Source organism: Achromobacter ruhlandii (genome assembly GCF_902859695.1).
GTDB classification, from domain to species: domain Bacteria; phylum Pseudomonadota; class Gammaproteobacteria; order Burkholderiales; family Burkholderiaceae_B; genus Achromobacter; species Achromobacter ruhlandii.
Map to the genome: position 1 here is coordinate 121,953 of NZ_CADIJL010000006.1, position 24,489 is coordinate 146,441.

At 68.7% G+C, this 24,489-nt stretch carries 25 protein-coding genes; 7 read left to right on the top strand and 18 right to left on the bottom strand.

Annotated elements, in window-relative coordinates; translation table 11 throughout:
• Positions 1–258: 258 nt before the first annotated feature.
• Complete coding sequence (locus HV742_RS10295; RefSeq protein ID WP_175144986.1) at positions 259–1,428, bottom strand: MFS transporter; 1,170 nt, start codon at positions 1,426–1,428, stop codon at positions 259–261.
• Between the two features lie 91 nt (positions 1,429–1,519).
• Between HV742_RS10295 and HV742_RS10300 the strand changes: the two genes are divergently transcribed.
• Positions 1,520–2,308, top strand: a complete 789-nt coding sequence (locus tag HV742_RS10300; RefSeq protein WP_054415277.1) for an AraC family transcriptional regulator — start codon at positions 1,520–1,522, stop codon at positions 2,306–2,308.
• On the opposite strand, the gene HV742_RS10305 is transcribed toward HV742_RS10300, so the two are convergent.
• The 7 genes from HV742_RS10305 to cyoA all read right to left on the bottom strand — a co-directional run bounded on the left by HV742_RS10305 (position 2,305) and on the right by cyoA (position 10,150).
• Positions 2,305–3,411, bottom strand: coding sequence for a porin (locus tag HV742_RS10305; protein WP_175144987.1), 1,107 nt, complete (start codon positions 3,409–3,411; stop codon positions 2,305–2,307). The genes HV742_RS10300 and HV742_RS10305 overlap by 4 nt on opposite strands.
• Before the next feature lie 314 nt (positions 3,412–3,725).
• Positions 3,726–4,904, bottom strand: a complete 1,179-nt coding sequence (locus HV742_RS10310) for a porin (protein WP_175144989.1) — start codon at positions 4,902–4,904, stop codon at positions 3,726–3,728.
• A gap of 293 nt (positions 4,905–5,197) precedes the next feature.
• Positions 5,198–5,992: an SURF1 family protein gene (locus HV742_RS10315; protein WP_049075871.1), complete on the bottom strand. Its 795-nt coding sequence runs from the start codon at positions 5,990–5,992 to the stop codon at positions 5,198–5,200.
• 4 nt (positions 5,993–5,996) lie between these two features.
• Entirely contained in the window at positions 5,997–6,392 is a 396-nt protein-coding gene (cyoD, locus tag HV742_RS10320; protein ID WP_059272485.1) for a cytochrome o ubiquinol oxidase subunit IV, read from the bottom strand.
• Positions 6,389–7,030: a cytochrome o ubiquinol oxidase subunit III gene (gene cyoC, locus HV742_RS10325; RefSeq protein WP_054415284.1), complete on the bottom strand. Its 642-nt coding sequence runs from the start codon at positions 7,028–7,030 to the stop codon at positions 6,389–6,391. The genes cyoD and cyoC overlap by 4 nt, the downstream gene beginning before the upstream one ends.
• The gene (gene cyoB / locus HV742_RS10330; RefSeq protein WP_054415286.1) at positions 7,023–9,026 is read right to left on the bottom strand and encodes a cytochrome o ubiquinol oxidase subunit I; all 2,004 of its coding nucleotides are present in this window, start codon (positions 9,024–9,026) and stop codon (positions 7,023–7,025) included. The genes cyoC and cyoB overlap by 8 nt, the downstream gene beginning before the upstream one ends.
• Positions 9,027–9,106: 80 nt before the next feature.
• Positions 9,107–10,150, bottom strand: a complete 1,044-nt coding sequence (gene cyoA, locus HV742_RS10335; RefSeq protein WP_100503462.1) for a ubiquinol oxidase subunit II — start codon at positions 10,148–10,150, stop codon at positions 9,107–9,109.
• Positions 10,151–10,374: 224 nt separating this feature from the next.
• Between cyoA and HV742_RS10340 the strand changes: the two genes are divergently transcribed.
• Entirely contained in the window at positions 10,375–11,709 is a 1,335-nt protein-coding gene (locus HV742_RS10340) for an MFS transporter (protein ID WP_049075865.1), read from the top strand.
• On the top strand, positions 11,702–12,103 hold the full coding sequence (locus HV742_RS10345) for a hypothetical protein (RefSeq protein WP_175144990.1): 402 nt from the start codon (positions 11,702–11,704) through the stop codon (positions 12,101–12,103). The genes HV742_RS10340 and HV742_RS10345 overlap by 8 nt, the downstream gene beginning before the upstream one ends.
• 120 nt (positions 12,104–12,223) lie before the next feature.
• On the opposite strand, the gene HV742_RS10350 is transcribed toward HV742_RS10345, so the two are convergent.
• The 3 genes from HV742_RS10350 to HV742_RS10360 are packed head-to-tail and all read right to left on the bottom strand — an operon-like array spanning position 12,224 to position 15,252.
• Positions 12,224–13,267 (bottom strand): histone deacetylase family protein, encoded by a 1,044-nt coding sequence (locus HV742_RS10350; protein ID WP_175144992.1) that lies wholly within the window; start codon positions 13,265–13,267, stop codon positions 12,224–12,226.
• Positions 13,268–13,298: 31 nt separating this feature from the next.
• Positions 13,299–13,886: a SanA/YdcF family protein gene (locus HV742_RS10355; RefSeq protein WP_175144994.1), complete on the bottom strand. Its 588-nt coding sequence runs from the start codon at positions 13,884–13,886 to the stop codon at positions 13,299–13,301.
• A gap of 28 nt (positions 13,887–13,914) precedes the next feature.
• On the bottom strand, positions 13,915–15,252 hold the full coding sequence (locus tag HV742_RS10360) for a hypothetical protein (RefSeq protein ID WP_175145086.1): 1,338 nt from the start codon (positions 15,250–15,252) through the stop codon (positions 13,915–13,917).
• A gap of 136 nt (positions 15,253–15,388) precedes the next feature.
• On the opposite strand from HV742_RS10360, the gene HV742_RS10365 reads away from it, so the two are divergent.
• A complete protein-coding gene (locus tag HV742_RS10365) occupies positions 15,389–15,790 on the top strand; it encodes a hypothetical protein (protein ID WP_049075855.1) in 402 nt (133 codons plus the stop codon).
• 122 nt (positions 15,791–15,912) lie between these two features.
• Here the strand turns inward: HV742_RS10365 and HV742_RS10370 are convergent, their stop codons facing one another.
• The 3 genes from HV742_RS10370 to HV742_RS10380 all read right to left on the bottom strand — a co-directional run bounded on the left by HV742_RS10370 (position 15,913) and on the right by HV742_RS10380 (position 17,949).
• Entirely contained in the window at positions 15,913–16,515 is a 603-nt protein-coding gene (locus HV742_RS10370) for a hypothetical protein (RefSeq protein WP_054415294.1), read from the bottom strand.
• A gap of 52 nt (positions 16,516–16,567) precedes the next feature.
• Complete coding sequence (locus HV742_RS10375) at positions 16,568–16,969, bottom strand: hypothetical protein (protein ID WP_175144997.1); 402 nt, start codon at positions 16,967–16,969, stop codon at positions 16,568–16,570.
• A gap of 86 nt (positions 16,970–17,055) precedes the next feature.
• Positions 17,056–17,949, bottom strand: a complete 894-nt coding sequence (locus HV742_RS10380) for a LysR family transcriptional regulator (protein WP_049078061.1) — start codon at positions 17,947–17,949, stop codon at positions 17,056–17,058.
• Positions 17,950–18,056: 107 nt separating this feature from the next.
• Between HV742_RS10380 and HV742_RS10385 the strand changes: the two genes are divergently transcribed.
• The gene (locus HV742_RS10385) at positions 18,057–19,055 is read left to right on the top strand and encodes a TerC family protein (protein WP_006387384.1); all 999 of its coding nucleotides are present in this window, start codon (positions 18,057–18,059) and stop codon (positions 19,053–19,055) included.
• 199 nt (positions 19,056–19,254) lie between these two features.
• Here HV742_RS10385 and HV742_RS10390 read toward each other — a convergent pair whose 3' ends face one another.
• Positions 19,255–19,968: an alpha/beta fold hydrolase gene (locus tag HV742_RS10390; protein ID WP_175144999.1), complete on the bottom strand. Its 714-nt coding sequence runs from the start codon at positions 19,966–19,968 to the stop codon at positions 19,255–19,257.
• 150 nt (positions 19,969–20,118) lie between these two features.
• Here HV742_RS10390 and tam point away from each other — a divergent pair, with 150 nt between their 5' ends.
• The gene (tam, locus tag HV742_RS10395) at positions 20,119–20,886 is read left to right on the top strand and encodes a trans-aconitate 2-methyltransferase (RefSeq protein WP_175145001.1); all 768 of its coding nucleotides are present in this window, start codon (positions 20,119–20,121) and stop codon (positions 20,884–20,886) included.
• A gap of 63 nt (positions 20,887–20,949) precedes the next feature.
• Here the strand turns inward: tam and HV742_RS10400 are convergent, their stop codons facing one another.
• Complete coding sequence (locus HV742_RS10400; RefSeq protein ID WP_054415299.1) at positions 20,950–21,735, bottom strand: AraC family transcriptional regulator; 786 nt, start codon at positions 21,733–21,735, stop codon at positions 20,950–20,952.
• Positions 21,736–21,820: 85 nt separating this feature from the next.
• Between HV742_RS10400 and HV742_RS10405 the strand changes: the two genes are divergently transcribed.
• Positions 21,821–23,053: an MFS transporter gene (locus HV742_RS10405; protein WP_302478779.1), complete on the top strand. Its 1,233-nt coding sequence runs from the start codon at positions 21,821–21,823 to the stop codon at positions 23,051–23,053.
• Between the two features lie 28 nt (positions 23,054–23,081).
• Here HV742_RS10405 and HV742_RS10410 read toward each other — a convergent pair whose 3' ends face one another.
• The gene (locus tag HV742_RS10410) at positions 23,082–23,417 is read right to left on the bottom strand and encodes a protealysin inhibitor emfourin (RefSeq protein ID WP_059272478.1); all 336 of its coding nucleotides are present in this window, start codon (positions 23,415–23,417) and stop codon (positions 23,082–23,084) included.
• Positions 23,414–24,478 (bottom strand): M4 family metallopeptidase, encoded by a 1,065-nt coding sequence (locus HV742_RS10415; protein WP_175145003.1) that lies wholly within the window; start codon positions 24,476–24,478, stop codon positions 23,414–23,416. Before HV742_RS10415 ends, HV742_RS10410 begins: the two co-directional genes overlap by 4 nt.
• Between the last annotated feature and the right edge of the window lie 11 nt (positions 24,479–24,489).

Here is a 24,489-nt window from a genome sequence, read left to right on the forward strand (position 1 = left end):
ATTCTGGAAGTATCCAATGATGACAGCATCGTGTTTCTCGTTCATTGCACCGTCACGCGACGGACATGGCGGGGACCTGCCCCGCAACGGGCGAGCCGCCTGGGCGCAGGCAGCATGACGCCGCCCGGGGAGGCGGCCCGCCGACGAATGCGCGCAGGGGCTGGCGGTGCGGACGCCGTCGGTCCGCATGAGGCGCATCAGCCCCCCGCGCGAAACCGCGCCTTTCGCGCATCCGCGCGGCGCGGCGCGGCGTTGCCCCTAGCCGCGCTCACGCGCGGCCAACAGGGACAGCGCCACGGCCAGCCAGGCCGCGCTCAACGGTCGTGGCGTGTCGAAAGGCAGCCACGATGTGGCCGCCAGGCCCAGGCCCAGCAGGCTGTAGTAGCCCAGGCCGAACAGGGCGCCGGCGCGGCCCAGGCAGTGGCCATAGCGGCGCAGCGCCGGCCCCAGCAGATTGGGGATCGCCAGCCCATAGCCGACGAACACCGGCAGGGCCGCGACCGCCCACCACCAGCCGGGTTCCGGCCGCCAGGCCACGGCCAACGCCTGCCCCGCCGCGCCCAGCGCGACGCAACGCAGGCCGTAACGCACCCGCATCGCCGCGTCCGCCGTGGCGGGCAGCCGACGGTTGCAGGCCGCGCCCAGGCTGCCGGCCAGCGCCACGCCCAGGCCCACCCAGCCGAAGCCCAGGCCGGGCAGGGCGCCCGTCATGAATGGTCCGGCGGCATAAAACGAAAACACCAGCAGGTTCAATCCCGCCACCCGCAGCACCGCCAGACGCAATGCGCCATCGGCCAGCATCTGGCGCGCCAGCCGTGCCAGGGGCGCGGGAGCGGTCACGGCCGGCCGGGTTTCGCCCCAGCGCCAGGCGACCGACCCCAGCAGCGCCGCCACCGCCGCCGCGATCGCCGCCAACACGCCGGGATAGCCCTGCCGGTCGGCCAGCAACTGGCCCGCCAGCGGCCCGACGGCGGGCGACCACGCCAGCACCGCGCCCAGCGTGACGAAGTAGCGGGTCAGCCGCGCGCCGTCCAGGCAATCGCGCAGCACGGTCTGCGTCACCACCGAGCAGGCCGCCAGTCCCAGCGCCTGCAGGAAACGGCCGGCCAGCAACCAGGGATAGGCCGGCGCGGCCAACGCGCACAGGGTGCCCGCCAGTCCCAGGGCCAGGCCCGCCAGCATCGCCGGTCGCCGGCCCCGGACGTCGGCCACATGGCCCCACAGCAGCACCCCGGCGGCGAAGCCGACAAAGAAGATGCCCATGACCGGTTGCGTGGCCGCGGCGTCCAGTCGCCAGTGGCGCGCCAGGTCGGGCAGGGCGGGGGCGAGGATGGTTTCGGCGATCTGCGGCAGCGCCAGCAGCGCGATGACGAGCCACGCCGGCGGCAGGGCGCCGGGGGCCGATGATGAGAAGGAAGGGGAAGACATGGTGTCGCCGTCACGCAGAAAAGACGCTAGCGTAGGCGCGCCGCGACGCGCAAAATCACGTCATTGCGCCACAAAACATCGCCAATCGGACATGCCTGTCTATTCCCCCACCGCCGTCGAGGATCCGGATACCGTCGCTTGCCCCGTGGTGGGCATGGCGATCGACACGCGCGAGCACGCGTCGGACTGGCACGCGCATCGGCGCACCCAGCTGCTGTACCAGGTGGAAGGCGGTGTCACGCTGTACCTGGCCGACCGGGTCGGGCAGTTGGCGCCGCTGCAGGCGGCCTGGCTGCCGGCCGGTTGCGTGCATCGCACCGCCATGCACGGAACGTTTGCCTATCGCAGCTTGTATTTCGACGTCTCCGTCTATCCCGACCTGCCGCGCGAGCCCCGCATCCTTGACGTCAATCCGCTGCTGCGCGAGATGATCGTGCGCATCACGCACTGGCCGTCGGATCGCGCCCTCGACGCGCCGCGCGCGCGCTTGGTGGGCGCGCTGCTCGATGAACTGGCGGCGGCGCCGACGGCGCCCTTGCATCTGCCCATGCCGCGCGACCGGCGGCTGGCGCCCATTGCGCGTGAATTGCTGGAGAATCCGGCCTGCCCGCTGTCGATCGACGATTGGGGCCGGCGGGTGGGGGCCAGCGGCCGCACGCTGGCGCGGATGTTCCTGGCGGAAACCGGCCTGCCCTTCACCCGCTGGCGCGCGCAATGCCGCCTGTTGACGGCGCGGGCCCGGCTGGCCGAAGGCGCTTCTGTGACCGAGGTGGCGCATGCCGTGGGCTATGCCAGCGACAGCGCCTTCATCGCCATGTACCGGCGCGCCTACGGCGAGCCGCCAGGGCGCCGGCGGCGCCGGCGCGATTCCCTGCCTTAGAACACGTGGCGGATGCCGACGCCGGCCGCGGTGCTCTTGAGGCCGTCGATGAACGCGTAGTCCTTGCCGTACGAACCGTAGGCGTACAGATTGGTGCGCTTGGACAGGTCGTAGGTGTAGCCCACGCTCCACACGTTCATGTTGGCGTCGCCGCCGGTCAGGCGGTCGTTGGACGGCGACACGTGCTGCCACGATGCGAACAGGCTGCTGGCGCCGCCCACGGGCATCGTCGCGCCCAGCATGTAGGCGTTGGCCTTGAAGCCGTCGACGTAGCGGTTGGTGCCGAACTCGTCGCTGAACGGCGTGCCGGCCGGCAGGTCCTGGCCGACGAACCAGCCATCGGTGGTGCGGCCGTAGGCGGCGGCCAGCTTCACCACTTCGAGGTCGTACGACACGCCCACGGCGTACTGACGCGGTGTGGCGTCATGGTCGATCGACGCGCGGTTCGAGCCATTGAGCTGGTCGTAGGTCAACGTGACATTGACCGGGCCTTCCACGTAGCGCAGGCCGGCGGTGATGCCGCGCGAGTTGTCGGCGGTGCGGAAACGGGTTTCGTCGCTGTTGGTATCGTCGACGTTGAAGGAGTAACCCGCGGCGAACTGGAAGCCGCTCATCGAGGGGCTGCGGTACATCACCATGTTGTCCCAGCGCATGGTGTTGGCCGCGCTGAAACCCAGGCCCAGGTTCGATTGGGTATAGCTGGTGTAGAAGGGGTCGATGTCGGCCAGGTAGTTCGAGCCCACCGTGGCCTGGCGGCCGAATTCGATCGTGCCCCAGGCGTCGTTGGCCAGCCCGAGGGTGGCCTGGCGACCAAACAGGCGACCGCTCTGGCCGCGGGTGCCGTTGCCCGAATCGAAACCGCTTTCCAGCGTGAACACGGCGCGCAGGCCATCGCCCAGGTCTTCGGATCCGCGCAGGCCCCAGCGGGAGCCGGCCTGGATGCCGTTGATCATGCCGAGCTTGCTGCCGTCATAGCCATTGCCCTTGATCTTGTTGTAGCCAATGCCGGTGTCGATGACACCATAGAGAGTGACTGACGTTTCTGCCTGAGCGACGCCTGCAAAAGTGGTCAACATTGCGGCTGCGAGCAGCGTCTTTTTCATCCGGAGAACTCCTGTAGTGAGGTGGGAAAAAAACAAAGGGAACAGCAGTCAGGCATGATGCCGATTGCGGTTCCCGAGACGCATTGTAGGTCAAAAAGCCCTATTTTCTGACAAAAGGCGGGGATTTCTGGCTATTTTGGGTGATCGGTGGGCGGCGCTGGATGGCTTTCCGGAAGTCGCGGCGCGGGTCTCTGACACGGCTTGGCCAGCTCGATCCGGCGGCGGTTGACATGCAAAAAAGCGCCGCCGGGGGGATGCCCCGGCGGCGCTTCGAAGGCCGTGCGCCGAGTGTGTCGACGCGGCCCGGTCGCGGCTTAGAACAAGTGACGCACGCCTACGCCGCCCGCGGTGCTCTTCAGGCCGTCGATGAACGCATAGTTCTTGCCGTACGAGCCATAGGCGTAGACGCTGGTGCGCTTGGACAGGTCATAGGTGTAGCCCACGCTCCAGACGTTCATGTTGGCATCGTCGCCGCTCAGCAGGGCGTTGGACGGCGAAACGTGCTGCCACGAGCCGAACAGGTTGCTGGCGCCGCCCAGGGGAATAGTGGCGCCCAGCATGTAGGAATTGGCCTTGAAGCCGCTGGCGTAGTGGTAGCTGCCCAGCTTGACGTTCGGCAGGTCCTGGCTGACGAACCAGCCGTCGGTGGTGCGGCCGTAGGCGGCGGCCAGCTTCACGACTTCCAGGTCGTACGAGGCCGCCACGGTGTATTGTCGCGGCGTGGTGTCGTGGTCGAATTCGACCGGCCTGCCCCCGATGATCAGTTGCTCGCCATCGGCGTCGAGTACACGGGCCTGATTCGAGCTGTTGATCTGGTCGTAGGTCAGCGACACGTTCAAGGGGCCGGTGACGTAGCGCAGGCCGGCCGTGATGCCGCGGGCGTTGTCGCTGGTGCGGAAGCCGCTCTGGTTGCCGTCGGTGGCGTCGACATTGAAGGAGTAGCCCAGCGCGAACTGGAAGCCGTCGGTCCAGGGGCTGCGGTACATGATCATGTTGTCCCAGCGCATGGTGTTGGCCGCGCTGAAGCTCGTGCCGATGTTGGCCTGGGTGAAGCTGGTGTAGAAGGGGTCGATTTCCGCCAGGAAGGTGCCGCCGACGGTGGTCTGACGGCCGAATTCGAGCGAGCCCCAGCTGTCGTTGGCCAGGCCGATGGTGGCCTGGCGGTTGAACAGGCGGTTCTGCTGCGACTGGCCGTTACCCGAGTCGAAGCCGCTCTCGACCGTGAACATGGCGCGCAGGCCGTCGCCCAGGTCTTCGCTGCCACGCAGGCCCCAGCGCGAGCCGGCCTGGACGCCGTTGATCATGCCGAGCCGGCTGCCGGTCACGTCTTGCATGGTGATGCTGCCGGTCTCGTCCCGGGAGGGGAAGTCGCCGGACACCTTGTTGTAGCCGATGCCGGTGTCGATCACGCCGTAGAGCGTGACCGAGGTTTCCGCCTGGGCGACGCCGGCGAAAGTGGTCAGGATGGCGGCTGCGAGCAGCGTCTTTTTCATCGGAAGAACTCCTAGAGAGGTAAAGGGCGGAAGAACGGACCCGTGAGCCGGGAGTCCGACGGGTTCCGGTTGCCCGTGTCGATTGCACCGGGCCATTCTCCGGTAAGTTCGGTGAATGACTGGCTATCCTGCTTTCTTCTAGGACGGATCTGAGACAGGTTCGCCACGGTGGCGCGCGCGGCTGCTGGAACGAGGCGCGGGACCTCGCCGGCGCCTGGTCAGGGCGAGCCGGGAAGTCCGGGAGGAAGGGGGAAGGCGATCCGGGCGAGTGACGGACCGGGGGGGGGGGGGCGTCAGCGGCGCGCGCGCAGCCGCCGTTCTTCGCGCACCACGATGCCGGCGCCGACGATGATCATCGCGGCCAGGGCGTACCAGGTGATGGCGTAGACCAGGTGGTTGTTGGGGAAGGTCAGGGTCGTCAGGCCGCCGACCGGCGCCTGCGTCGGATCGCGGCCGGCGCCGGGGGCGGCGTCGGCGTCGATGAAGTAGGGCGCCACCTCGCCCAGCCCGCGCGCCTGGGCGATGGCGGGCAGGTCGCGCGAATACCAGAGGTTGGCGGCCGGATCGTTGTTGCGCAGGAAGCCGTTGCCCGGCTCGCCCATGCGCAGCAGGCCGTCGACCTTGACCGGGCCGGCGTCGGCCTCGGCCTGGCCGCCGGCCGCCTGGCGCTTGCGCCATTCGGGCAGCACGAAGCCGCGGTTGACCAGCACCGTGCCGCCGCCATCGGCCAGTCGCAGCGGCGTCATGACCCAGTAGCCGCTGCCCAATTCGGTGGCGGCCTGCACCAGCGTCTGCTTGTCGTACTGGTAGGCGCCGCTGGCCGACACGCGGCGGTATTCGGCGTTGTCGGAGGTCAAGGCCGGCCAGTCGGCGCGCGCGGGGGCGGGCGTGGCGGGCGCGTGCGCCCGCTGGTCCACCTGTGCGATCAGGTTCTGCTTCCAGGCCAGGCGATGCACCTGCCAGGTGCCAAGGGCGCACAGGCCCGCGAACAGCGCGGCCGCAACCACGCCCAGGACGGCCAGGGTGGTTGCGCTGCGGGGATTGCGGGGGGTGTCGCCGGAATGCGTAGAGTCTTTTGTTGCCGCCATCACGTCAGGGCATATTCCGCATGTCGTGGATCGACATGGGCATCATGTTGGAGTTCAAGTGGTACATGATCCAGATGGATCCGCTGAGCGTGATCACGACCAGCACCAGCGTGAATATTAACGCCAACATGTTCCAGCCGCTTTCGGACTTGGCATCCATGTGCAGGAAATAGATGATGTGCACCACGATCTGCACCGCCGCGAACGCCAGGATGATCAGCGCCGTGGTGCGCGAGCTTTCGAACACCCGGTCCATCACCAGCCAGAACGGGATCGCGGTCAGGATGGCCGCCAGGATGAAGCCGGTGACGTAGCTTTTCAGGGTGCCATGGGCGGCGCCGTCGTCGTCGTGATGGCCGTGATCGTGGCCGTGGCCGGCGTGGTCGGCATGGGCGTTCATGGCAGCACTCCCATCAGGTAGACAAAGGTGAACACGCCGACCCAGATCAGGTCCAGGAAGTGCCAGAACATCGACAGGCACATCAGCCGGCGGCGGTTCTCGGGGATCAGGCCGTGCATGCGCACCTGCACCATCATCGTCACCAGCCAGACGATGCCGAACGTGACGTGCAGCCCGTGCGTGCCCACCAGGGTGAAGAACGACGACAGGAAGGCGCTGCGCTGCGGCCCGGCGCCGATGTGGATCAGGTGCGCGAACTCATACAGTTCCAGCGACAGGAAGCCCAGTCCCAGCAGGCCGGTGACCGCCAGCCAGCCCTGCGTGGCGCCGACCCGGTTGCGCCGCATCTCCAGCATGGCGAAGCCGTAGGTGATGGACGACAGCAGCAGCAGCGAGGTATTGACCGCCACCAGCGGCAGGTCGAACAGGTCGGCGCCGGACGGGCCGGCGGCGTAGTTGCGCCCCAGCACGCCGTAGGTGGCGAACAGGCAGGCGAAGATGAGGCAGTCGCTCATCAGGTACACCCAGAAGCCCAGCAGCGTGCCGTTCTTCGGGTGGTGTTCGCCGGCCACGTGGAACACGGGCTCGGCGGGCGGCGCGGCGCCGCCGTGCAGGGTGGGAGCCAGGGTATCAGACATGTTTCGCCAACAGGTGGGTGCGGGCGTCCTCCGTGCGCACGACCTCGTCGGCCGGCACGTAGTACTCGCGCTTGTAGTTGAAGGTATGGACGATGGACACGACGATCAGCGCGGCGAACGACAGCACCGCCAGCGGCCACATGTGCCAGATCAGCGCGAAGCCCATCACCACGCTGATGGCCGCCAGCACGATGCCGGCCCAGGTATTCTTGGGCATGTGGATGGGAATGAAGCCGGCCTGCGGGCGCTGGTAGCCGTGCTGCTTCATCTGCCACCAGGCATCCTGGTCATGCACGCGCGGCGTGAAGGCGAAGTTGTAATTGGGTGGCGGCGAGGAGGTGGACCATTCCAGCGTGCGGCCGTCCCACGGGTCGCCAGTGAAGTCGCGCAGCGATTCGCGGCGGCGGTAGCTCACCACCAGCTGGATCAGGAAGCAGGCGATGCCGATGGCGATCAGGAAGGCGCCGAACGCGGCCACCTGGAACCAGATCTGCAGCGACATGTCCTCGAAATGGTTGACGCGGCGCGTCACGCCCATCAGGCCCAGCACGTACAGCGGCATGAAGGCGAAGTAGAAGCCCACCAGCCAGAACCAGAACGAGCACTTGCCCCAGAACGGATCGAGCTTGTAGCCGAAGGCCTTGGGGAACCAGTAGGTAATGCCGGCCATCAGCCCGAACAGCACGCCGCCGATGATGACGTTGTGGAAGTGGGCGATCAGGAACAGGCTGTTGTGCAGCGCGAAGTCGGCCGGCGGCACCGCCAGCAGCACGCCCGTCATGCCGCCGATCACGAAGGTGACCATGAAGCCCAGCGTCCACAGCATCGGCACCTCGAAGCGGATGCGGCCGCGGTACATGGTGAACAGCCAGTTGAAGATCTTGGCGCCGGTCGGGATCGAGATGATCATGGTGGTGATCCCGAAGAATGAGTTCACGCTGGCCCCGGATCCCATGGTGAAGAAGTGGTGCAGCCAAACCAGATACGACAGCACCGTGATCACGACCGTGGCGTACACCATCGATGCGTAGCCGAACAGGCGCTTGCGGCAGAAGGTGGCGACCACCTCCGAGAAGATGCCGAAGGCCGGCAGGATCAAAATGTAGACCTCGGGGTGGCCCCAGATCCAGATCAGGTTCACGTACATCATGGCGTTGCCGCCAAAGTCGGCCGTGAAGAAGTTGGTGCCGACGTAGCGGTCCATCGACAGCAGCGCCAGCACCGCCGTCAGCACCGGGAACGCCGCCACGATCAGCACGTTGGTGCACAGCGCGGTCCAGGTGAAGATCGGCATGCGCATCAGCGACATGCCGGGCGCGCGCATCTTGACGATGGTGACCAGCAGGTTCACCCCGGACAGCAATGTGCCGACCCCCGCGATCTGCAAGGCCCATATGTAGTAGTCGACCCCCACGTCCGGACTCTGCGCGATGCCCGACAAAGGCGGATACGCCAGCCAGCCGGTGCGGGCGAACTCGCCCACGAACAGCGACATCATCACCAGCACCACGCCGCCGGTGGTCATCCAGAAGCTGAAGTTGTTCAGGAACGGAAAGGCCACGTCGCGCGCGCCGATCTGCAGCGGCACCACGTAGTTCATCAACCCCGTGACCAGCGGCATGGCCACGAAGAAGATCATGATGACGCCGTGCGCCGTGAAGATCTGGTCGTAGTGGTGAGGCGGCAGGTAGCCGGTGGAATCGCCGAAAGCCACGGCCTGCTGCAGCCGCATCATGATGGCGTCGGCGAAGCCGCGCAGCAGCATCACCAGGCCCAGGATCATGTACATGATGCCGATCTTCTTGTGGTCGATGCTGGTGAACCACTCGCGCCACAGGTAGCCCCACTTGCGGTAGTAGGTGATGCCGCCCAGCACCACGATGCCGCCGATCGCCACCATGGCGAAGGTGGCCAGCAGGATCGGCTCGTGGAAGGGGATGGCGTCCCAGGTCAGGCGACCGAAGATCAGCTTGGTGAGGTCTGGTTGATCAGTCATCTCGGTTTCCAGGGCTCGGTTTCCAGGGGGAAGACCTTGATTTCACGCGATGCGACGCTGCGCCGGCGCGGCCGTGTGGGCTACAGCGCCAACTCCGCCGCCGAGGTGCACATGGCGCCGACATACTTGCGCGGCGGCGTATCGGCCAGGCCCAGGCGCTCGCGCGTGGCCTCGTCCAGGCTGGCGATGTTGCGCGCGCCGGGAATGCCCATGCCGCCGCCGGCGTCGATCGCCATGGCGTCCTTCATGCACATGCGGTTCGGTTCCACGCAGCGGTTGACGATGGCGTCGAACAGGCCAGGCGCGACGCTGGCGTAGCGCTGCACCGGGTTGCGTTCGCTGGGCTGCTCCAGTTTCAGGTAGGTGTCGCGGCCAAGCGCGGCGCCGGAGGCGCGGGCGTCGGCGATCCACTTGTCGAAGCCCTGCTGGTCCAGGCCGTGGAAGCGGAAGCGCATGCCGGAAAAGCCCGCGCCGCTGTAGTTGGCCGACAGGCCCTCGTATTCGCCGGGATGGTTGATGACCGCGTGCAGCGTGGTCTGCATGCCCGGCATGGCGTAGATCTGGCCGGCCAGCGCCGGGATGAAGAAGGAGTTCATCACCGTGGACGAGGTGATCTTGAACTGGATCGGGCGGTCGACCGGCGCGGCCATTTCATTGACCGCGGCCACGCCCTGTTCGGGGTAGAGAAACAGCCACTTCCAGTCCAGCGCCACCACTTCGACCACCAGCGGCTTGGTGCCGGCCGGCACCTCGCGGCCTTCGGACAGGCGCGCCAGCGGACGGTAGGGATCGAGCTGGTGGGTGCTGACCCAGGTGAGCGCGCCGAGCGCGATGATGATCAGCAGCGGCGCGGCCCAGATCAGCAGCTCCAGCATGGTGGAGTGGTTCCAGTCGGGGTCGTAGTGCGCGTCGCGGTTGCTGGCGCGATAGCGCCACGCGAACAGGAAAGTCAGGAAGATCACCGGCACGATGATCAGCAGCATCAGGCCGGTGGAGATGATGATCAGGTTGCGCTGCTGCACCGCGATGTCGCCTGATGGCGAGAGCAATACCGCATTGCATCCGGAGAGCAACGGCAGGGCGGCTAACAGCAACAATCCGCGGAGCCTTGGGAAAGACGGCATGGCCATACCCCGAAACGTAACCGTGGGAGTTAAACGCAACACTACGCTGGAAGCCGCGAAAAATCTAGGGTAAAAAGAGCAAAAGTATGCACGGAAAGGCGTGCGGGGCAGGGCCGGGCGAGATCGCGCCGCGGTCCACGGGGCCTTGGCGCATGTGTGTACGAGTGTGTTGCAAAAAGCGTAGACAAGGCGTTTTTCAAAACCTCCTTTCAGCGAGCACTCACATGGCGACCACCACGCAGTATCCCGGTCATGCCTCCCCCTTGCCCGGTCCGGGCGCGACAGGGGGCGCAGCCAGCCACGCCAAGGTGGCGCCGGGCGAAATCGCCGTGGGGGTCGTCATCGGACGCGCCTCCGAATACTTCGACTTCTTCGTCTTCGGCATCGCCTGCGTGCTGGTGTTTCCACGGGTGTTTTTCCCGTTCGAACCGCAGCTCGAAGGCACGCTGTGGGCCTTTGTCATCTTCTCGTTCGCGTTCATCGCGCGTCCCATCGGCACGGCGGTGTCGATGGCGATCCAGCGGCGCTGGGGGCGCGGCACCAAGCTCACCATCGCGCTGTTCCTGCTGGGCACCGCCACGGTCGGCATGGCTTTCCTGCCGGGCTATAACGTCATCGGCTCGCATGCCATCGTGCTGCTGGCGGTGTTCCGCTGCCTGCAGGGGCTGGCCTTCGGCGGTTCCTGGGACGGGCTGCCGTCCTTGCTGGCCCTGAACGCGCCGCCCCAGCGCCGCGGCTGGTACGCGATGCTGGGCCAGCTGGGCGCGCCCATCGGCTTCATGATCGCCAGCGCGCTGTTCCTGTTCCTGCACCTGACGCTGACCGAGGCCGACTTTCTCGACTGGGGCTGGCGCTATCCGTTCTTCGTCGCCTTCGCCATCAACGTGGTGGCGCTGTTCGCGCGGCTGCGGCTGGTGCTGACCGAGGAATACACGCAACTGCTCGAAGAAGGCGAACTGGAACCCATCAGCACCACGCAGATGGTGCGCGAGCAGGGTTACAACCTGTTCCTGGGCGCGTTCGCGGCGCTGGCCAGTTATGCGCTGTTCCACCTGGTGACGGTGTTCCCGCTGTCGTGGATCGCGGTCAGCGCCACGCAGCAGATCTCCGATGTGCTGATCGTGCAGATCATCGGCGCGGGCGTGGGCATCCTGGGCACCATCGCCTCGGGCTGGATCGCCGACCGCATCGGCCGGCGCACCACGCTGGGCCTGCTGGCCGCGCTGATCGGCGTGTTCGCGTTGTTCACGCCATGGCTGCTGGGCGGCAGCCCCAAGGCGCAGGACGCGTTCATCCTGATCGGCTTCGCGCTGCTGGGGCTGTCGTACGGGCAGGCGTCGGGCACCGTCACGGCCAACTTCACCAAGCGCTTTCGCTATACCGGCGCCGCATTGACCACCGACATGGCCTGGCTGGTTGGCGCGGCCTTCGCGCCGCTGGTGGCGTTGGGGTTGTCGGCACGCTTCGGCCTGGTGGCGGTCAGCATCTACCTGCTGTCGGGCACCGCCTGCACGCTGCTGGCGCTGCGCATCAACAAGGCGCTGGAAACGCGTGACTGACGGGAAGAGGACGCCAGTACGCGGCAGCGACACGGGGACTTCGTTCAATTGGGCGCGCGCCCTGGTGCTGGGCGCGTTGCTGATCGCCATCGCCATGTATCGGCCGCTGGATCCGCAGGTCATTCCGGGCTGGTATCGCGCCGCGGGCGACGCGTTCTTCGTCATCGTATGCATGCTGGCCGCGGCGCTGGGCCGTGGCGCGGGCTTTCGCGATATCTGGTCGCGCGGCTTCGTCTCAGGTTTCCTGCTCTACAGCCCGGCCTGGCTGCAAGGCGGCACGCCGCCCGCGGCCGCGCCGTGGCTACCTACCTTGCTGGTCGGACTGTTGCTCGCCTGGCCCTTGCTGTGGCTGTGCGAGGCGCTGTGGTGGCGGCGCGGGCCGCGCGGCGCCTGATCCTGGAAAAGACCGCCGCGCCCGAGGGCGCGGCAGGCGTGGCGCGGAACCGCTGGTCCGGGCTGTCCGCCCGCGTCGCGCCGGTCAAGGCCGGCGACCCTGCCATCTGGCCGCGTCCACTCAGCCGGCGTAGCCTTCCAGCACATTGGCGACGTTGGTGCCGACCTCGGCCACCGCGTAGCCGCCTTCCATGGTGAACACCGTTGGCAGGCCCAGCCGGGCCAGTCGCGCGCCCACCTGCAGATAGTCGGCGCTGCGCAGCTTGAATTTCGAGATCGGATCGCCTTCGTAGGTGTCCACGCCCAGCGCGATCACCAGCGCGTCCGGCTTGAAGCGGCCGATGGCGGCCAGGCCCTGTTCCAGCGCCTCGGTCCAGACGGCAAAGTCGGTGCCCGCCGCCAGCGGCAGGTTCAGGTTGGCGCCCAGGCCGGCGCCCTGGCCGGGTTCGTCGGCATAGCCCAGGAAGAAGGGATATTCGGTGGTCGGGTCGCCATGCACCGACACGGTCAGCACGTCGCCGCGCTCGTAGAAGATGCTCTGCGTGCCGTTGCCGTGGTGGTAGTCGATGTCCAGCACCGCGACGCGTTCGGCGCCGGCCTCGCGCAGCGCCTGCGCCGCCAGGGCGGCGTTGTTCAGGAAGCAGTAGCCGCCGAAGAAGTCGGCGCCGGCGTGATGGCCGGGCGGGCGCGTCAGCGCCATGGCGGCGCGCGGACCGTGGCCGCCCGCGACCGCGCGCGCGGCGTCGATGGCGCAGGCCGCGCCGGCGGCGGCGGCTTCCCAGGTGCCCGACGTCAGCGGGCTGCCGCTGTCGAACGAGAACAGGCCGACGCGCGCGGCGAAGTTGCTGGGCGCGATGTCGTGGCGGAAGCCGCGCACCGGCCATACCGACGGCAGGATGTCGAGCTCGGCGTTGGCCGGGTCCAGCGCGATCCAGTCGGCCCAGGCGCGTTGCAGGAAGTCGACGTAGCGCGGGCTGTGCACGCGGCGGATCAGGTCCAGGTCGGGCGCGGCCGGCGCCCGCAGCGTGCCGATGCCGCGCTGGCGCAGGGCGTCCAGCACGTATTCGAGCCGGGCCGGGGTCTCGTGACAGGGCACCAGCTTGCCGCGGAACATTTCCTGGCGGCCATCGTGTTTGCCGTGGACGGGATTGTGGAAGATATGCACGGTAGCGTCTGTGGAAAGAGAGGAAGGGAAACTATAGCGGCCGCAGCGCGTACCAGGCGATGGCCGGCAGCTCGCGCAGGATCGAATACAGGTCGCGCGCCTCGGCGTAGCGGGGCGAGGCGCCGCCGACCTGTTGCACGCCATGGCGCTTGAGCGCCAGCATGGTGCGCGGCACATGGAAGTACTGCGTGATGGCCATGGCGCTGGCGTAGCCATGTTCGCGCATATAGGCGCTGGCGTGGGTGGCGGTGGCCCAGGTGTCGTTGCCGAGACTGTCGGCCACCACCTGGCCGGCCGGCACGCCGCGCGCGATCAGATAGTCGCGCATCACCGCCGCTTCGTCGTGGCCGGCCGGATCGACGCCGCCGCTGACGAACAGCACGCGGCAGCGCGCGGCGGCGTAGCAATCGTAGGCGCGGTCGAGCCGGGCGGCCAGGCGCGGCGACGGGCGGCCATCGGGCGCCACGGTGTTGCCCAACACCACCGCGACGTCGGCCTCAGGACCGTCCGCCAGCAAGCCGGCGGCGATCAGGGCGCAGGCGGCCAGCAGGACGGCCGCGCACAGGCCCGCGCCGATGGCGCGGGCGCGGCGGCGCCAATGGGAGGCGGGGGCTCTCATGCCTGCGGGCGGCGGCGCGGGACCGGGATCATTGCCGTTTGGGGAAGGGCAGGTCGACCTCGATGGCGTTCGAGTAGACCGGCCCGGTCGCGGCGGCTGGGTCGGTCAGCACCACCACCAGGCGGTAGCGGCCCGGCGCCAGGTCGGGGAAGAACGGCACGTATTGGCCGTTGCCGGCGCTGACGCGGTAGCCGAAGTCGCCACGGTCATCCTGGCGCCACAGCACCGGGTCGTCGGCCCATTGGGCGACATGGGGCGCCGTCGCGGGCGGGGCGGGCCGCGCCGCGCTGTCGCCGTACGCGGGCCGGGGCGGCGCGGCGGCGTCCTTTTCGGCGGGCGCCGCCAGCGTCACCGGGGGACGCTGGTACAGGGGTTGCAGCGTGCGGCGGTCCTGTGAGTCGATGAACAGCAGCCAGACGCGCGGCGATTGCAGGCGCACCGAACCGGGGCCGAGATTGCTCACGTGCAGCGTGAAGCGTCCGGCGGCTTCGTACAGCGTGGTGCCGAGGTGGCCGAACACCGACAGCGCCAGGCCGCTGGCGGGCGGGCGTTGCGGCGGCGCATAGCGGTGCTTGTCGATCAGCAGGTCGGCATAGCGGACCCACTTGGCCGGCGCATCCGCGTCCGCGCCGGCGAGGCGGACCTGCAGCCAGTGCGGCCGCAGCGCGATGATGTCGAGCCGGTCGCCCGCCTTGGCGGCCCGCGCCGACAGCGCCTGCACGTCGGGCGCGTCGTACAGGTCGAGCCGGTCGAAGGGCACCGTGCCGTTGCCGTCCAGCGGCCACCCGTCGCCGTCGATCGCGATGTCCGCCACCGTGCCGTCTTCATGGAAGCCGTAGGTCAGGTCGAAGGCCGTGTCCTCCAGGTCGAACAGGGCCTGGGCGGTCCACCGCAGCGGCCGCGCCGTGCCGTCGGCGCGCAGCGCGTAGTCTTCGGTGCCGTTGCGATCGGCGCCATAGCGGCAGCCCGTCGTGAATGCCGCCCGCCTGGCGTCGAATACCGGATTGACGAAGCGGTGGCACGGGCTGGCGTCGGGCGCCGGGTGGACGATTTCCTGGAACCGGCGCTCCTGGGGACGGTACAGGAACAGCCGGGCATGGACCTGGCCCGCGCCGCCGCTTTGCCCGATGACCAGGTCGCGATAGCCGTCGTGGTCGATGTCGGGCGTCTCGAACACGTCGACCGTCTCGTCGTCCAGGCGGGCAAGCGCTTGCGGGGCGCCCTTGCCGACGCGCGCGCTGACGCGTTGCTCCGCGGCGCCGTCGATGTTCACCACCGCCCGCAGGCCCGGCTTGATGTCGTAGGCATGGTCACGGGCCAGCGCGCCGGCGCTGAAGCCGGCCAGCACCGCCGCGAGCAGGAACATTTTCAAGGAAGCGCCTCCCGGATTTCTTCTCGGCGCATTATGCCCGAGCGGCGGCGCCGCGCGCGGGCCGGGCAGAGGGTCGCGGCGGCCGGAAGTTCCTGGGTAGAATCATCGGATAGCTTGCGATGCGCGTGCCATGAACCTTCCGTTCCCCATCCGACAAGAATGCCCGCCGGGCGCCTGTATGTGCGACCGCGAACGGCTGCTGGCCGATCCGGCGGCGGACGTGCGCATCCTGCGGCTCACCAAGGAAGAGGAAAAGCGCCTGGTGGCGCGGCTGGAGAACATCGCCAGCCTGGAAGACCTGCGCGCCATGCAGGGCCGCATGCAGGCGCAGTTGGGCATCGTGGTGCGCATCGTTCCCAGCGACAACGAGGTGCGCACCTCGCGCGGCATCGCCATCCAGCTCGACGACCAGCCCGGCCTGTGCCGCAAGACGCGCACCTCGATTCCCGCCGCCATCCGCCGCGGCTTCGACAACCGGCCCGAGATCGTCTATGCGCTGCTGAACGAGCGCGACCTGCTGCACGGCACTTAAGGGGGCTGTGCCCCCGCCACGCCGGCGCATCGTCCACCTCATGACGCCATGGCGCCGCGCGGATGCCCGCGCCCTTGCCGGCGGTCGCCGCCCGGCGGGGGGGCTATCGCGGCGGGCGCCGTTCAGTGCCCGCGGGGCACCGGGCAGGGCTTGAGCGGGGTGACCATGGCCGGCGCGCGGCCCGCTTCCGGCCGGGTGTCCAGCTTCTTGCCGCTGCGTGCGGGGTAGGCCAGCAGCACGGCGCTGCCGGGAGCCAGAGTGGGCGCGTTGGGGCCGCCATAGGCCACCGTCCAACCGCGCACCGCCAGCGGCGCGAGCGTGTATTGCAGCGCCGAGCCAGGCGAGACGTGCGCGACCTTGCCGGCGAACAACTCCTCTTGCCGGGTCTCGGCGCCATTGACGGATTGGTAGGTGGCGATGCTGACGAGCGCCGCCGATTCGCCATGGCGGGCCAGGATCGCCGTTTCGTAGCGGCCGGGCGGGATGGCGCCGAGGCTGACCGTGATGTTGTCGCGCGCCTGGCCGCCCGCATCCAGCCGCACGCCGGTGACCTCGGCGCGCGCCAGCGGCGCCGAGCCGGTGTTGCGGACCCGCACGCTGTACTGCCCGGACGTGCCGGTCAGCGTGCACACCTCGACGCCATAGGGCGGTGTGCTTGCTTGCGCGGACGCCGCCGCCAGGACGGCGGCGGGCAGGATGGCGGCGCGGAATAGTCGGGACGGCACGGTACGCTCCTGTCAGGAGGCAGCGCGCCGGGACGCCGCGTTGCCTGCCTTATTACACCACTTGGCGGCCGGGGTCGTCGCCCTGCGGGCGCTTGCCGGCCAGCCAGTGCAGGATCAGCGCCAGGATCAGCAGGGCGGCCATGATGAAGCCCCAGAACAGCCAGCCCAGCACCGCGATCCAGGTGCCCAGGCTGCCGGCCGCGGGCAGGACCTGGTTCAGCAGGTCCACCAGCCACACCAGCCCCGACTGCAGCGACTGGATCAGGCCGGCGTCGACCCAGGGGGCCGCCCACGCGGGCGCCTGCCACTGCGCCGAGCCGATCGCGGCGGCGCCCGGCACCTGGGTCGAGGCGATGGTCGCCAGCACCCAGTCCGCCAGCTGCAGCGTCAGCGCTACCAGGCCCGTCCATAACGCGGCCAGTACGGCGAAAGCGATCCAGATGATTTTCTTCATTGTTGCGGTACTCCGGTGATTCAGGAAAGAAACGCCACGATAGAGCGGAAACGGATTCTGAAAAACCAGCGTCTTTGTGACAATCATTAAGAAAAAACCGAAGTCTTGGCATGCGCCAGTATCTGCTGCACCAGCGGGTGGTGCTGCCCGCGCCGGTTGCGGATGCCGTGGATTTCCTCGTGCACGCTGTCGCAGCGCGCCAGCGGCCGCAGGCCGCGCAGCAGGCCGACGTCGTCACCGCCCAGGCGGCTGAGCGGGAACACGCCCAGGCCGCGCGCGGCGAACACCGACATCAACGCGCTGTCCTCGAACTCGCCGACCACGTTGGGCCGCAGGTCCTGTTCATTGAACCACCGGTCCAGCGTCTGGCGCAGCACCGAATGGCCGGTCGGCAGCAACACCGGCAGGCGCTCCAGGCAGCGGGGGAAGTCCTGCGTGTCGGCCTTGCGCACCAGCCGCGCCGGGCCGTACCAATCGACCGGCGAGGACACCAGCCGATCGCTGGTCAGGCGCAGGTTGGGGTTGGCGGGCGCGCCCTGGCCGGCCAGCACCAGGTCCAGGTGGTGGCGCGCCAGTTCGCCCAGCAGTTCCTCGACCTCGCCCTCGTGGCAGGTCAGGCGCAGGTCCGGGGTGTCCAGCACCGGCCCCAGCAGCGCGTGCGCGGCCAGCTTGGAGATGCCGTCCGACAGGCCCACCGACAGGCGGATCACCGGCTTGGTGGCGGCGGCGCGGACTTCCTGCGGCAGTTCCTGGCCGATCTGGAAGATCTCCTCGGCGCGGGCGAAAGCGGCCTGGCCGGCGTCGGTCAGGGCCACGCCGCGGCCCGCCGGGCGTAGCAGTTGGTGGCCCAGGTTCTTTTCCAGTTCGCGCACCTGGGCGCTGATGGTCTGGATGGCCATGTCGAGGCGCTCGGCGGCGCGCGAGAAGCCGCCTTCCTTGGCGACCATCCAGAAGTAATACAGGTGGCGGTAATTGAGCATGGCGATGTTCACTTCGGTTTTTTCGAACCATAACTCACTTTCAGGCTGATTTCTCCATCGGCCCGGGATCCGGATCATGAGGGCCTTCACACACAAGCGGGAACATCATGGAAGCCTTGCTCTCATTTCTACAAGCCGACTTCGCCGGCACGCCGGCCTGGAGCTGGCTGCTGTTCATCGGCATCGTCATCTCCCTGCTGGTCTTCGACCTGGGCGTGCTGCACAAGGAAGACCGCGAAATCGGCGTGCGCGAAAGCCTGTTGCTGTCGGCGGGTTACATCTCGGCCGCGTTGCTGTTCGGCGGCTGGGTCTGGTGGCAGATGGGCCCGGCCAGCGGCATGGCCTACTACACGGGCTTCCTGATCGAGAAATCGCTGTCGCTGGACAATGTGTTCGTGATCGCGCTGATCTTCAGTTTCTTCGCCATCCCGCGCCAGTTCCAGCACCGCGTGCTGTTCTGGGGCATCCTGGGAGTGATCGTGCTGCGCGCCATCATGATCGGCCTGGGCGCCGCGCTGGTCAGCAACTTCGGCTGGTTGATGTATCTGTTCGGCGCGTTCCTGGTGTTCACCGGCATCAAGATGTGGATGATCGCCGACCAGGAGCCGGACATCGCCACCAACCCGATCCTGAAGTTCCTCAAGCGCCGCATGCGCGTGACCGATGGCCTGCGCGGCAACGCCTTCTGGGTGCGCGAGCCGGATGCGGCCACCGGCAAGACGGTGCGCTGGGCCACGCCGCTGTTCCTGGCCCTGGTATTGATCGAGTTCGTGGACCTGTTGTTCGCGGTGGACTCGGTGCCGGCGATCTTCGCCATCACCACCGACCCGTTCATCGTGTACACCAGCAACATCTTCGCGATCCTGGGCCTGCGCGCGCTGTACTTCGCGCTGGCGGCGATGATCCATCGCTTCCACTACCTGAAGTACGCGCTGTCGCTGGTACTGGTGTTCATCGGCACGAAGATCTTCCTGGTCGGCTTCATCGGCAAGATTCCCGCCGTGGTGTCGCTGTCGGTGACCTTCGGCCTGATCGGCGGCGGCGTGCTGTTCTCGCTGTGGAAGACCCGCTCGGGGGCGTCGCAGCCTGAACTGAAGACCGAGTAAGCGCGTACGGCGCGTGTGAGGGGCCCGCCCATGGCGGGCCCTTTTTCATCGCCGAGCCGCCTCAAGATGAAAAAAGCCCCCTCGGGGGGCAGCAAGCCGAAGGCGCGGCGTGGGGGGCCTTTTTCATCGCCGAGCCGCCTCAAGATGAAAAAGCCCCCTCGGGGGCAGCAAGCCGAAGGCGCGGCGTGGGGGGCCTTGCTCACACGTCGGCGGCGGGGGCCGGATCAAGCGTGCGCATGAAGCCGATGATGGCCGCGGCGGCGGCCTCGGGCGCGGACTGCAACAGGCAGTGCGGCGCGTCGATGTCGACCAGGAGGGTCTGCGGCGCCAATTGCCTGACCAGCGCGGCGGCGGCGGGCGGCACCACGCGGTCGTGGCGCGCCCGCAGGTACAGCAGCGGCAGGCGCACGCCGGCAAATGCCGCGCGTTGGTCGGCGGCCATCACGGCCTGGAGGCGGGCCCGCATGACGGCGGGCGCCACCTGCGCGACGGCCCGGTCCAGCGCGGCGCGCAGCGCCGGCGTGCCATGGGCGCCCAGCAACAGGTGATGGAGGACCGCGCGCGGCAGCAGCGTGACCGGCAGCCAGTTGGCCAGCGGCCGCGCCAGGCCAAGCCGGGGATGCGGCGCGCGCACGAACGAGGCGCACAGGATCAGGCCGCGCAGGTTTGGCGGCGGCGCGGCGGCGATGGCGGCGCCCAGCGGTCCCGAGAAGGATTCGGCCAGCAGCACGAAGGGCGCCTGCGCGGGCAGGGCCTGGCGCACGCGCTGTTCGAGCGCGGGGTAACCGAGCGGCTCGCGTGCGGGATAGCGCAGCACCACGGGCGGTGGCGCGGGGGGCAGCGCGGACAGCAGCGGATCAAACAGATCGCCGGTGCCGTCCATGCCGGGCAACAGGACCAGCTGCGGGGGCATTCATCAGGTTCCGGAAGGGGGGAATAGCCGCATTCTGACAGGGTGTCGACATATCCTGTAAATATGAATGTGTAGCCATATATATATTTGTCATATGGAATGACGCGGCGTAGAGTGCGAAACGTACCCAGACCCACGCAAGGAGCCGCTATGACCTGGTCCGCCAAACAGTATTCCGCCTTTGAAAACGAACGCACCCGCCCGGTGCGCGACCTGGTTGCCGCTCTGCCGAACGAACAGGTCGGCCACGCGGTGGATCTGGGCTGCGGCCCCGGCAACTCCACCGAGGTGCTGGCCGCCCGCTACCCGCAGGCCAACGTGACCGGCATGGACAGCTCCGACGACATGGTGCAGGCGGCGCGCAAGCGCCTGCCGTCGATCGCGTTCGAACTGGCCGACATCGAAACCTGGAATCCGCCGCGCCAGTACGACGTGATCCTGGCCAACGCCGCGCTGCAGTGGGTGCCCGACCATGCGACCCTGTATCCGCGCCTGGTGGGCAAGCTGGCGCCGGGCGGCAGCCTGGCGGTGCAGACGCCGGACAACCTGGAAGAGCCGGCCCACAAGCTGGCGCGCCAGGTCGCCGCCGACGGCCCCTGGGCCGCCAGGATCGGCGGCGTCAAGCACCCGCCGCGCCACAGCGCCGCCTGGTACTACGAGCTGCTCAAGCCGCATTGCGGCCGACTGGACGTGTGGCGCACGACCTACATGCACCCGCTGGCCGGCGCGCAGGCGGTGGTGGAATGGTTCAAGGGCACGGCGCTGCGGCCCTATCTGAACAAGCTGGACGCTGATGAACAGGCGGCGTTCCTGGCGCGCTATCGGGACGAGATTGCGCGCGCCTATCCCGCGTTGGCCGATGGCACCGTGCTGCTGCCGTTCCCGCGGCTGTTCCTGGTGGCGGGTCCCAAGGACTGAAGCGGCGCGCCCGGTCCGCCGCGCCGCCGCGTGGCGCCGCGTCTTTCCAGGGCAACCGTGGCCCTAGGCCTTGTCGGCGAAGTAGCGCGCCGGCGTCTGCCCCAGCGTCTTGCGGAACATGGTGATGAAGGCGCTGACCGACTCGTAGCCCAGGTCTTCGGCGGTGCGCTGCACCGACACGCCCGACGACAACCGCTGCAGCGCCATGACGATATGCATCTGCTGGCGCCAGCGGCCGAAGCTCATGCCGACCTCCTGGCGCACCAGGCGCGCCAGCGTGCGTTCGCTCATGGCCAGGCGCCGGCCCCATTCGGCCGCGGTGCTGCGGTCGGCGGGATTGGCACGCAGCGACGCGGCAATCTCGCGCAGGCGCGGATGGTCGGACAGCGGCAGGTGCAACTGCTCGGTCGGCATCCGCGTCAACTGCTCGATCAGCACGGCGGCCAGGCGGCGGTTGGCGGGCAGGGCGGTGTCGGCCGGCGCCAGGTCGGCCAGGTGCGCCACCATTTCCCGCACCAGCGGCGTGATCGCCAGCGTGCAGCATTGCGTCGGCAGGCCGGGCGTGTCCGCCGGCACGAACAGGAAGCAGACCCGGCCGTTGTCGGTGACGCGGTTGCTGTGCGGCACGCCGCCGGGGATCCACACGCCGCAGCGCGGCGGCACCATCCACAGGCCCTGCGGCACGAAGCTGGTCACCCCGCCTTGCAGCGACAGCACCAACTGGCCCATGCGGTGGCGATGGGTGGGCGATTCGTGTTCGTTGCGGGCCGCCTCCACGCGCATGGCGTAGGTCCATTGCGTGGGCGTATCGGGATCGAAATAGGGGCTGTGGGCGTGCGGCGGATACATGGCGCGGCGCTGCCTTGGCTGAATTTAGGGATATCTTGTCATTATCTCGAAATTCAGCAGAGACGGCTTTGCCTAAGCTGACGGCATGATTCCTTCCGCTTCCTCCCCCGCTTCCCAACGCCCCGTTCTGCTGATCGTGGGCATCCTCTTCATCGCCATGGCGCTGCGCGCGCCGGTCACGGGCATGCCGCCGCTGGTCGGCCTGATCCGTGAACAGCTCGGCCTGTCGAATACCGCCGCCGGCATGCTGATCACGTTGCCGCTGCTGGCGTTCGCCATCGTTTCGCTGGTGTCGGCCGGCATGGCGCGTCGCCATGGCCTGGAGCGCACGCTGTTCGCCGCGCTGCTGCTGATCGGCGGCGGCATCGTGCTACGCAGCCAGGGCCAGACCTGGGCGCTGTATGCCGGCACGGCGGTCATCGGCTCGGGCATCGCCGTCGGCAACGTGCTGCTGCCCAGTCTGCTCAAGCGCGATTTCCCGCAGCGCGTGGCGGGCCTGACCTCGGCTTATGTGTTGACCATGAGCATCGCGGCCGGCGCCGCGTCGGCCCTGGCGGTGCCGCTGGCCAGCCTGGCGGGCGGCAGCTGGCGCTTTTCGGCGTTGTGCCTGCTGGTGATTCCCGTGGCCGGGGTGCTGCTGTGGCTGCCGCAACTGGCCAACCATACGCCGCCAGCCGCGTCCACCGCGCACGCGCCGCATGGCGGCCGGCTGTGGCATTCCGCGCTGGCCTGGCAGGTGACGCTTTACCTGGGCATCAATTCCTTCGTGTTCTACGTGGGCGTGAGCTGGCTGCCGGCGATCCTGCGCGATGCGGGCTACTCGGCCGAGCGCGCCGGCTCTTTGCACGGATTGCTGCAGCTGATGTCGGCCGGGCCGGCGCTGTTCCTGGCGCCGGTGGTGCGGCGCATGAAGGACCAGCGCGCGGCCGCGTTCTGCTCGGCGCTGTCCTCGCTGGTGGCGTTCGTCGGCTTGATCGTGGCGCCGGGCTGGGCCACGCTGTGGATCGTGTTGCTCGGCCTGGGCACGGGCGGCGGCATCATCCTGGGCCTGATGTTCGTGGGCCTGCGCGCCAGCCATGCGCAGCAGGCGGCGGCGCTGTCGGGCATGGCGCAGTGCGTCGGCTACCTGTTCGCGGCCAGCGGGCCGGCGCTGGTTGGCGCCCTGCACGACCGGCTGGGGGGCTGGTCCGCGGCGCTCGGGCTGTGCGCCGCATTGTGCCTGGCGATGGCGGGCTGCGGCCTGCTGGCGGGCCGCGCGATCCAGATCGGCGCGTTCCGCGCGCATCCGGCCCAGGCGCCGCGACGCGCGGCAGAGTGACGCCGGCGCACGCCGCTAGCGGCGCTTTCTAGCCGCCGGCCTGGGCGCGCCACAGGCGCACCAGGATGTCGGGCGCCTGCGCTTCCGGCACGTCGAAGGCGAGGCTGGCCGTATCGCCGCTGGCCGGATCGCGGAATGCCAGTTCCACATGGAAGTAGCGCTGGTCGCCACCCTGGGCGGCGCAATCCGGCGAGGCCAGCGGCGCGGTGCGCCGCAATGCCTCGCCGACCTCCTGCCGCAAGTCGGACGGGCAGGAGGTCAGGTCGATGCTGCGGGTGCGCGCCAGCCCGGGCAGGTAGGCCAGGCCGCCTTCGCGCGTCAGGCTGACGCGCAACGCGAGTTCGAGCGGAGGCAGGTCGATCATGGCTGGACGCCCACCACCGCCCAGGCGCCGGCGACGGCCTTGTGCGCGGCCTCGCCGTGCGCGCCGCGGGCCACGTCCAGCGTCAGGCGCGCGAACGCGGCAAAGTCGGCATCGTGGCGCAGCCGCTTGTCGCGCAGCGTGTCGTACCAGATGCGGCCGGCCACTTCCCAGGCCGGCCCCTTCAGGGCGGTCGCGGCCAGATAGAAGGCGCGGTTCGGAATGCCGGAGTTGATGTGCACGCCGCCATTGTCGTGCGGCGTATCGACGTAGCCGCTCATGTGCGCCGGCTGCGGATCCTTGCCCAGCACCGGGTCGTCGTAGGCGCTGCCGGGCTCGGCCATCGAACGCAGGGCGCGGGCCTGCACTTTCGGCAGGAACAGGCCCTGGCCCACCAGCCAGTCGGCTTCGCGCGCGTCCTGGCTCAGGGCGTATTGCTTGACCAGCGCGCCGAACACGTCGCAGAGCGATTCGTTGAGCGCGCCCGACTGGCCCTGGTAGGCCAGCGCCGCTTCGCTGTCGATGACGCCGTGCGTCAGTTCATGGCCGATGATGTCGACCGCCACGGTGAAGCGGTTGAACACTTCGCCATCGCCGTCGCCGAACACCATCTGCGAGCCATTCCAGAAGGCGTTGTCGTAGTCTTCGCCGTAATGCACGCTGCCCACCAGGGGCAGGCCCGCGCCATCGATCGAGTCGCGCTGATAGACATCGTGGAACAGCTTGTAGGTGGCGCCCAGGTGATCGTAGGCTTCATCCACCGCCGCGTCGCCGCTGGCCTTCGCGCCTTCGGCGCGCACCAGCTTGCCGGGCAGGGCGGTGGTGTTGGCCGCGTCGTGCACCGCGCGTTGCGGCGTGCCGACGGCAGCCGACGCGCGCGGCGCCGCCACCTGGGCCCGCGACGGCCGCGCCGCCATTTCACGCAATCCGCGCTGCTGCTGGTCGATGATGAGTGTCTTGACAGCCGGCATGCTGACACGCGCATCGGCGTGCTGCGCCAGACGGTCCAGGACATAGGGCGGAATCACGCCGATCAGGGGCGTGGACGCGGAGGGGCGCGGCATTGTCGATCTCC

What these genes read in the sequence shown, in the direction of transcription:
- HV742_RS10295 (WP_175144986.1), bottom strand. Translation starts at nt 1,428, where the DNA reads ATGTCTTCCCCTTCCTTCTCATCATCGGCCCCCGGCGCCCTGCCGCCG.
- HV742_RS10300 (WP_054415277.1), top strand. Translation starts at nt 1,520, where the DNA reads ATGCCTGTCTATTCCCCCACCGCCGTCGAGGATCCGGATACCGTCGCT.
- HV742_RS10305 (WP_175144987.1), bottom strand. Translation starts at nt 3,411, where the DNA reads ATGAAAAAGACGCTGCTCGCAGCCGCAATGTTGACCACTTTTGCAGGC.
- HV742_RS10310 (WP_175144989.1), bottom strand. Translation starts at nt 4,904, where the DNA reads ATGAAAAAGACGCTGCTCGCAGCCGCCATCCTGACCACTTTCGCCGGC.
- HV742_RS10315 (WP_049075871.1), bottom strand. Translation starts at nt 5,992, where the DNA reads ATGGCGGCAACAAAAGACTCTACGCATTCCGGCGACACCCCCCGCAAT.
- cyoD (WP_059272485.1), bottom strand. Translation starts at nt 6,392, where the DNA reads ATGAACGCCCATGCCGACCACGCCGGCCACGGCCACGATCACGGCCAT.
- cyoC (WP_054415284.1), bottom strand. Translation starts at nt 7,030, where the DNA reads ATGTCTGATACCCTGGCTCCCACCCTGCACGGCGGCGCCGCGCCGCCC.
- cyoB (WP_054415286.1), bottom strand. Translation starts at nt 9,026, where the DNA reads ATGACTGATCAACCAGACCTCACCAAGCTGATCTTCGGTCGCCTGACC.
- cyoA (WP_100503462.1), bottom strand. Translation starts at nt 10,150, where the DNA reads ATGCCGTCTTTCCCAAGGCTCCGCGGATTGTTGCTGTTAGCCGCCCTG.
- HV742_RS10340 (WP_049075865.1), top strand. Translation starts at nt 10,375, where the DNA reads ATGGCGACCACCACGCAGTATCCCGGTCATGCCTCCCCCTTGCCCGGT.
- HV742_RS10355 (WP_175144994.1), bottom strand. Translation starts at nt 13,886, where the DNA reads ATGAGAGCCCCCGCCTCCCATTGGCGCCGCCGCGCCCGCGCCATCGGC.
- HV742_RS10360 (WP_175145086.1), bottom strand. Translation starts at nt 15,252, where the DNA reads ATGTTCCTGCTCGCGGCGGTGCTGGCCGGCTTCAGCGCCGGCGCGCTG.
- HV742_RS10365 (WP_049075855.1), top strand. Translation starts at nt 15,389, where the DNA reads ATGAACCTTCCGTTCCCCATCCGACAAGAATGCCCGCCGGGCGCCTGT.
- HV742_RS10375 (WP_175144997.1), bottom strand. Translation starts at nt 16,969, where the DNA reads ATGAAGAAAATCATCTGGATCGCTTTCGCCGTACTGGCCGCGTTATGG.
- HV742_RS10380 (WP_049078061.1), bottom strand. Translation starts at nt 17,949, where the DNA reads ATGCTCAATTACCGCCACCTGTATTACTTCTGGATGGTCGCCAAGGAA.
- HV742_RS10385 (WP_006387384.1), top strand. Translation starts at nt 18,057, where the DNA reads ATGGAAGCCTTGCTCTCATTTCTACAAGCCGACTTCGCCGGCACGCCG.
- HV742_RS10390 (WP_175144999.1), bottom strand. Translation starts at nt 19,968, where the DNA reads ATGCCCCCGCAGCTGGTCCTGTTGCCCGGCATGGACGGCACCGGCGAT.
- tam (WP_175145001.1), top strand. Translation starts at nt 20,119, where the DNA reads ATGACCTGGTCCGCCAAACAGTATTCCGCCTTTGAAAACGAACGCACC.
- HV742_RS10400 (WP_054415299.1), bottom strand. Translation starts at nt 21,735, where the DNA reads ATGTATCCGCCGCACGCCCACAGCCCCTATTTCGATCCCGATACGCCC.
- HV742_RS10405 (WP_302478779.1), top strand. Translation starts at nt 21,821, where the DNA reads ATGATTCCTTCCGCTTCCTCCCCCGCTTCCCAACGCCCCGTTCTGCTG.
- HV742_RS10410 (WP_059272478.1), bottom strand. Translation starts at nt 23,417, where the DNA reads ATGATCGACCTGCCTCCGCTCGAACTCGCGTTGCGCGTCAGCCTGACG.
- HV742_RS10415 (WP_175145003.1), bottom strand. Translation starts at nt 24,478, where the DNA reads ATGCCGCGCCCCTCCGCGTCCACGCCCCTGATCGGCGTGATTCCGCCC.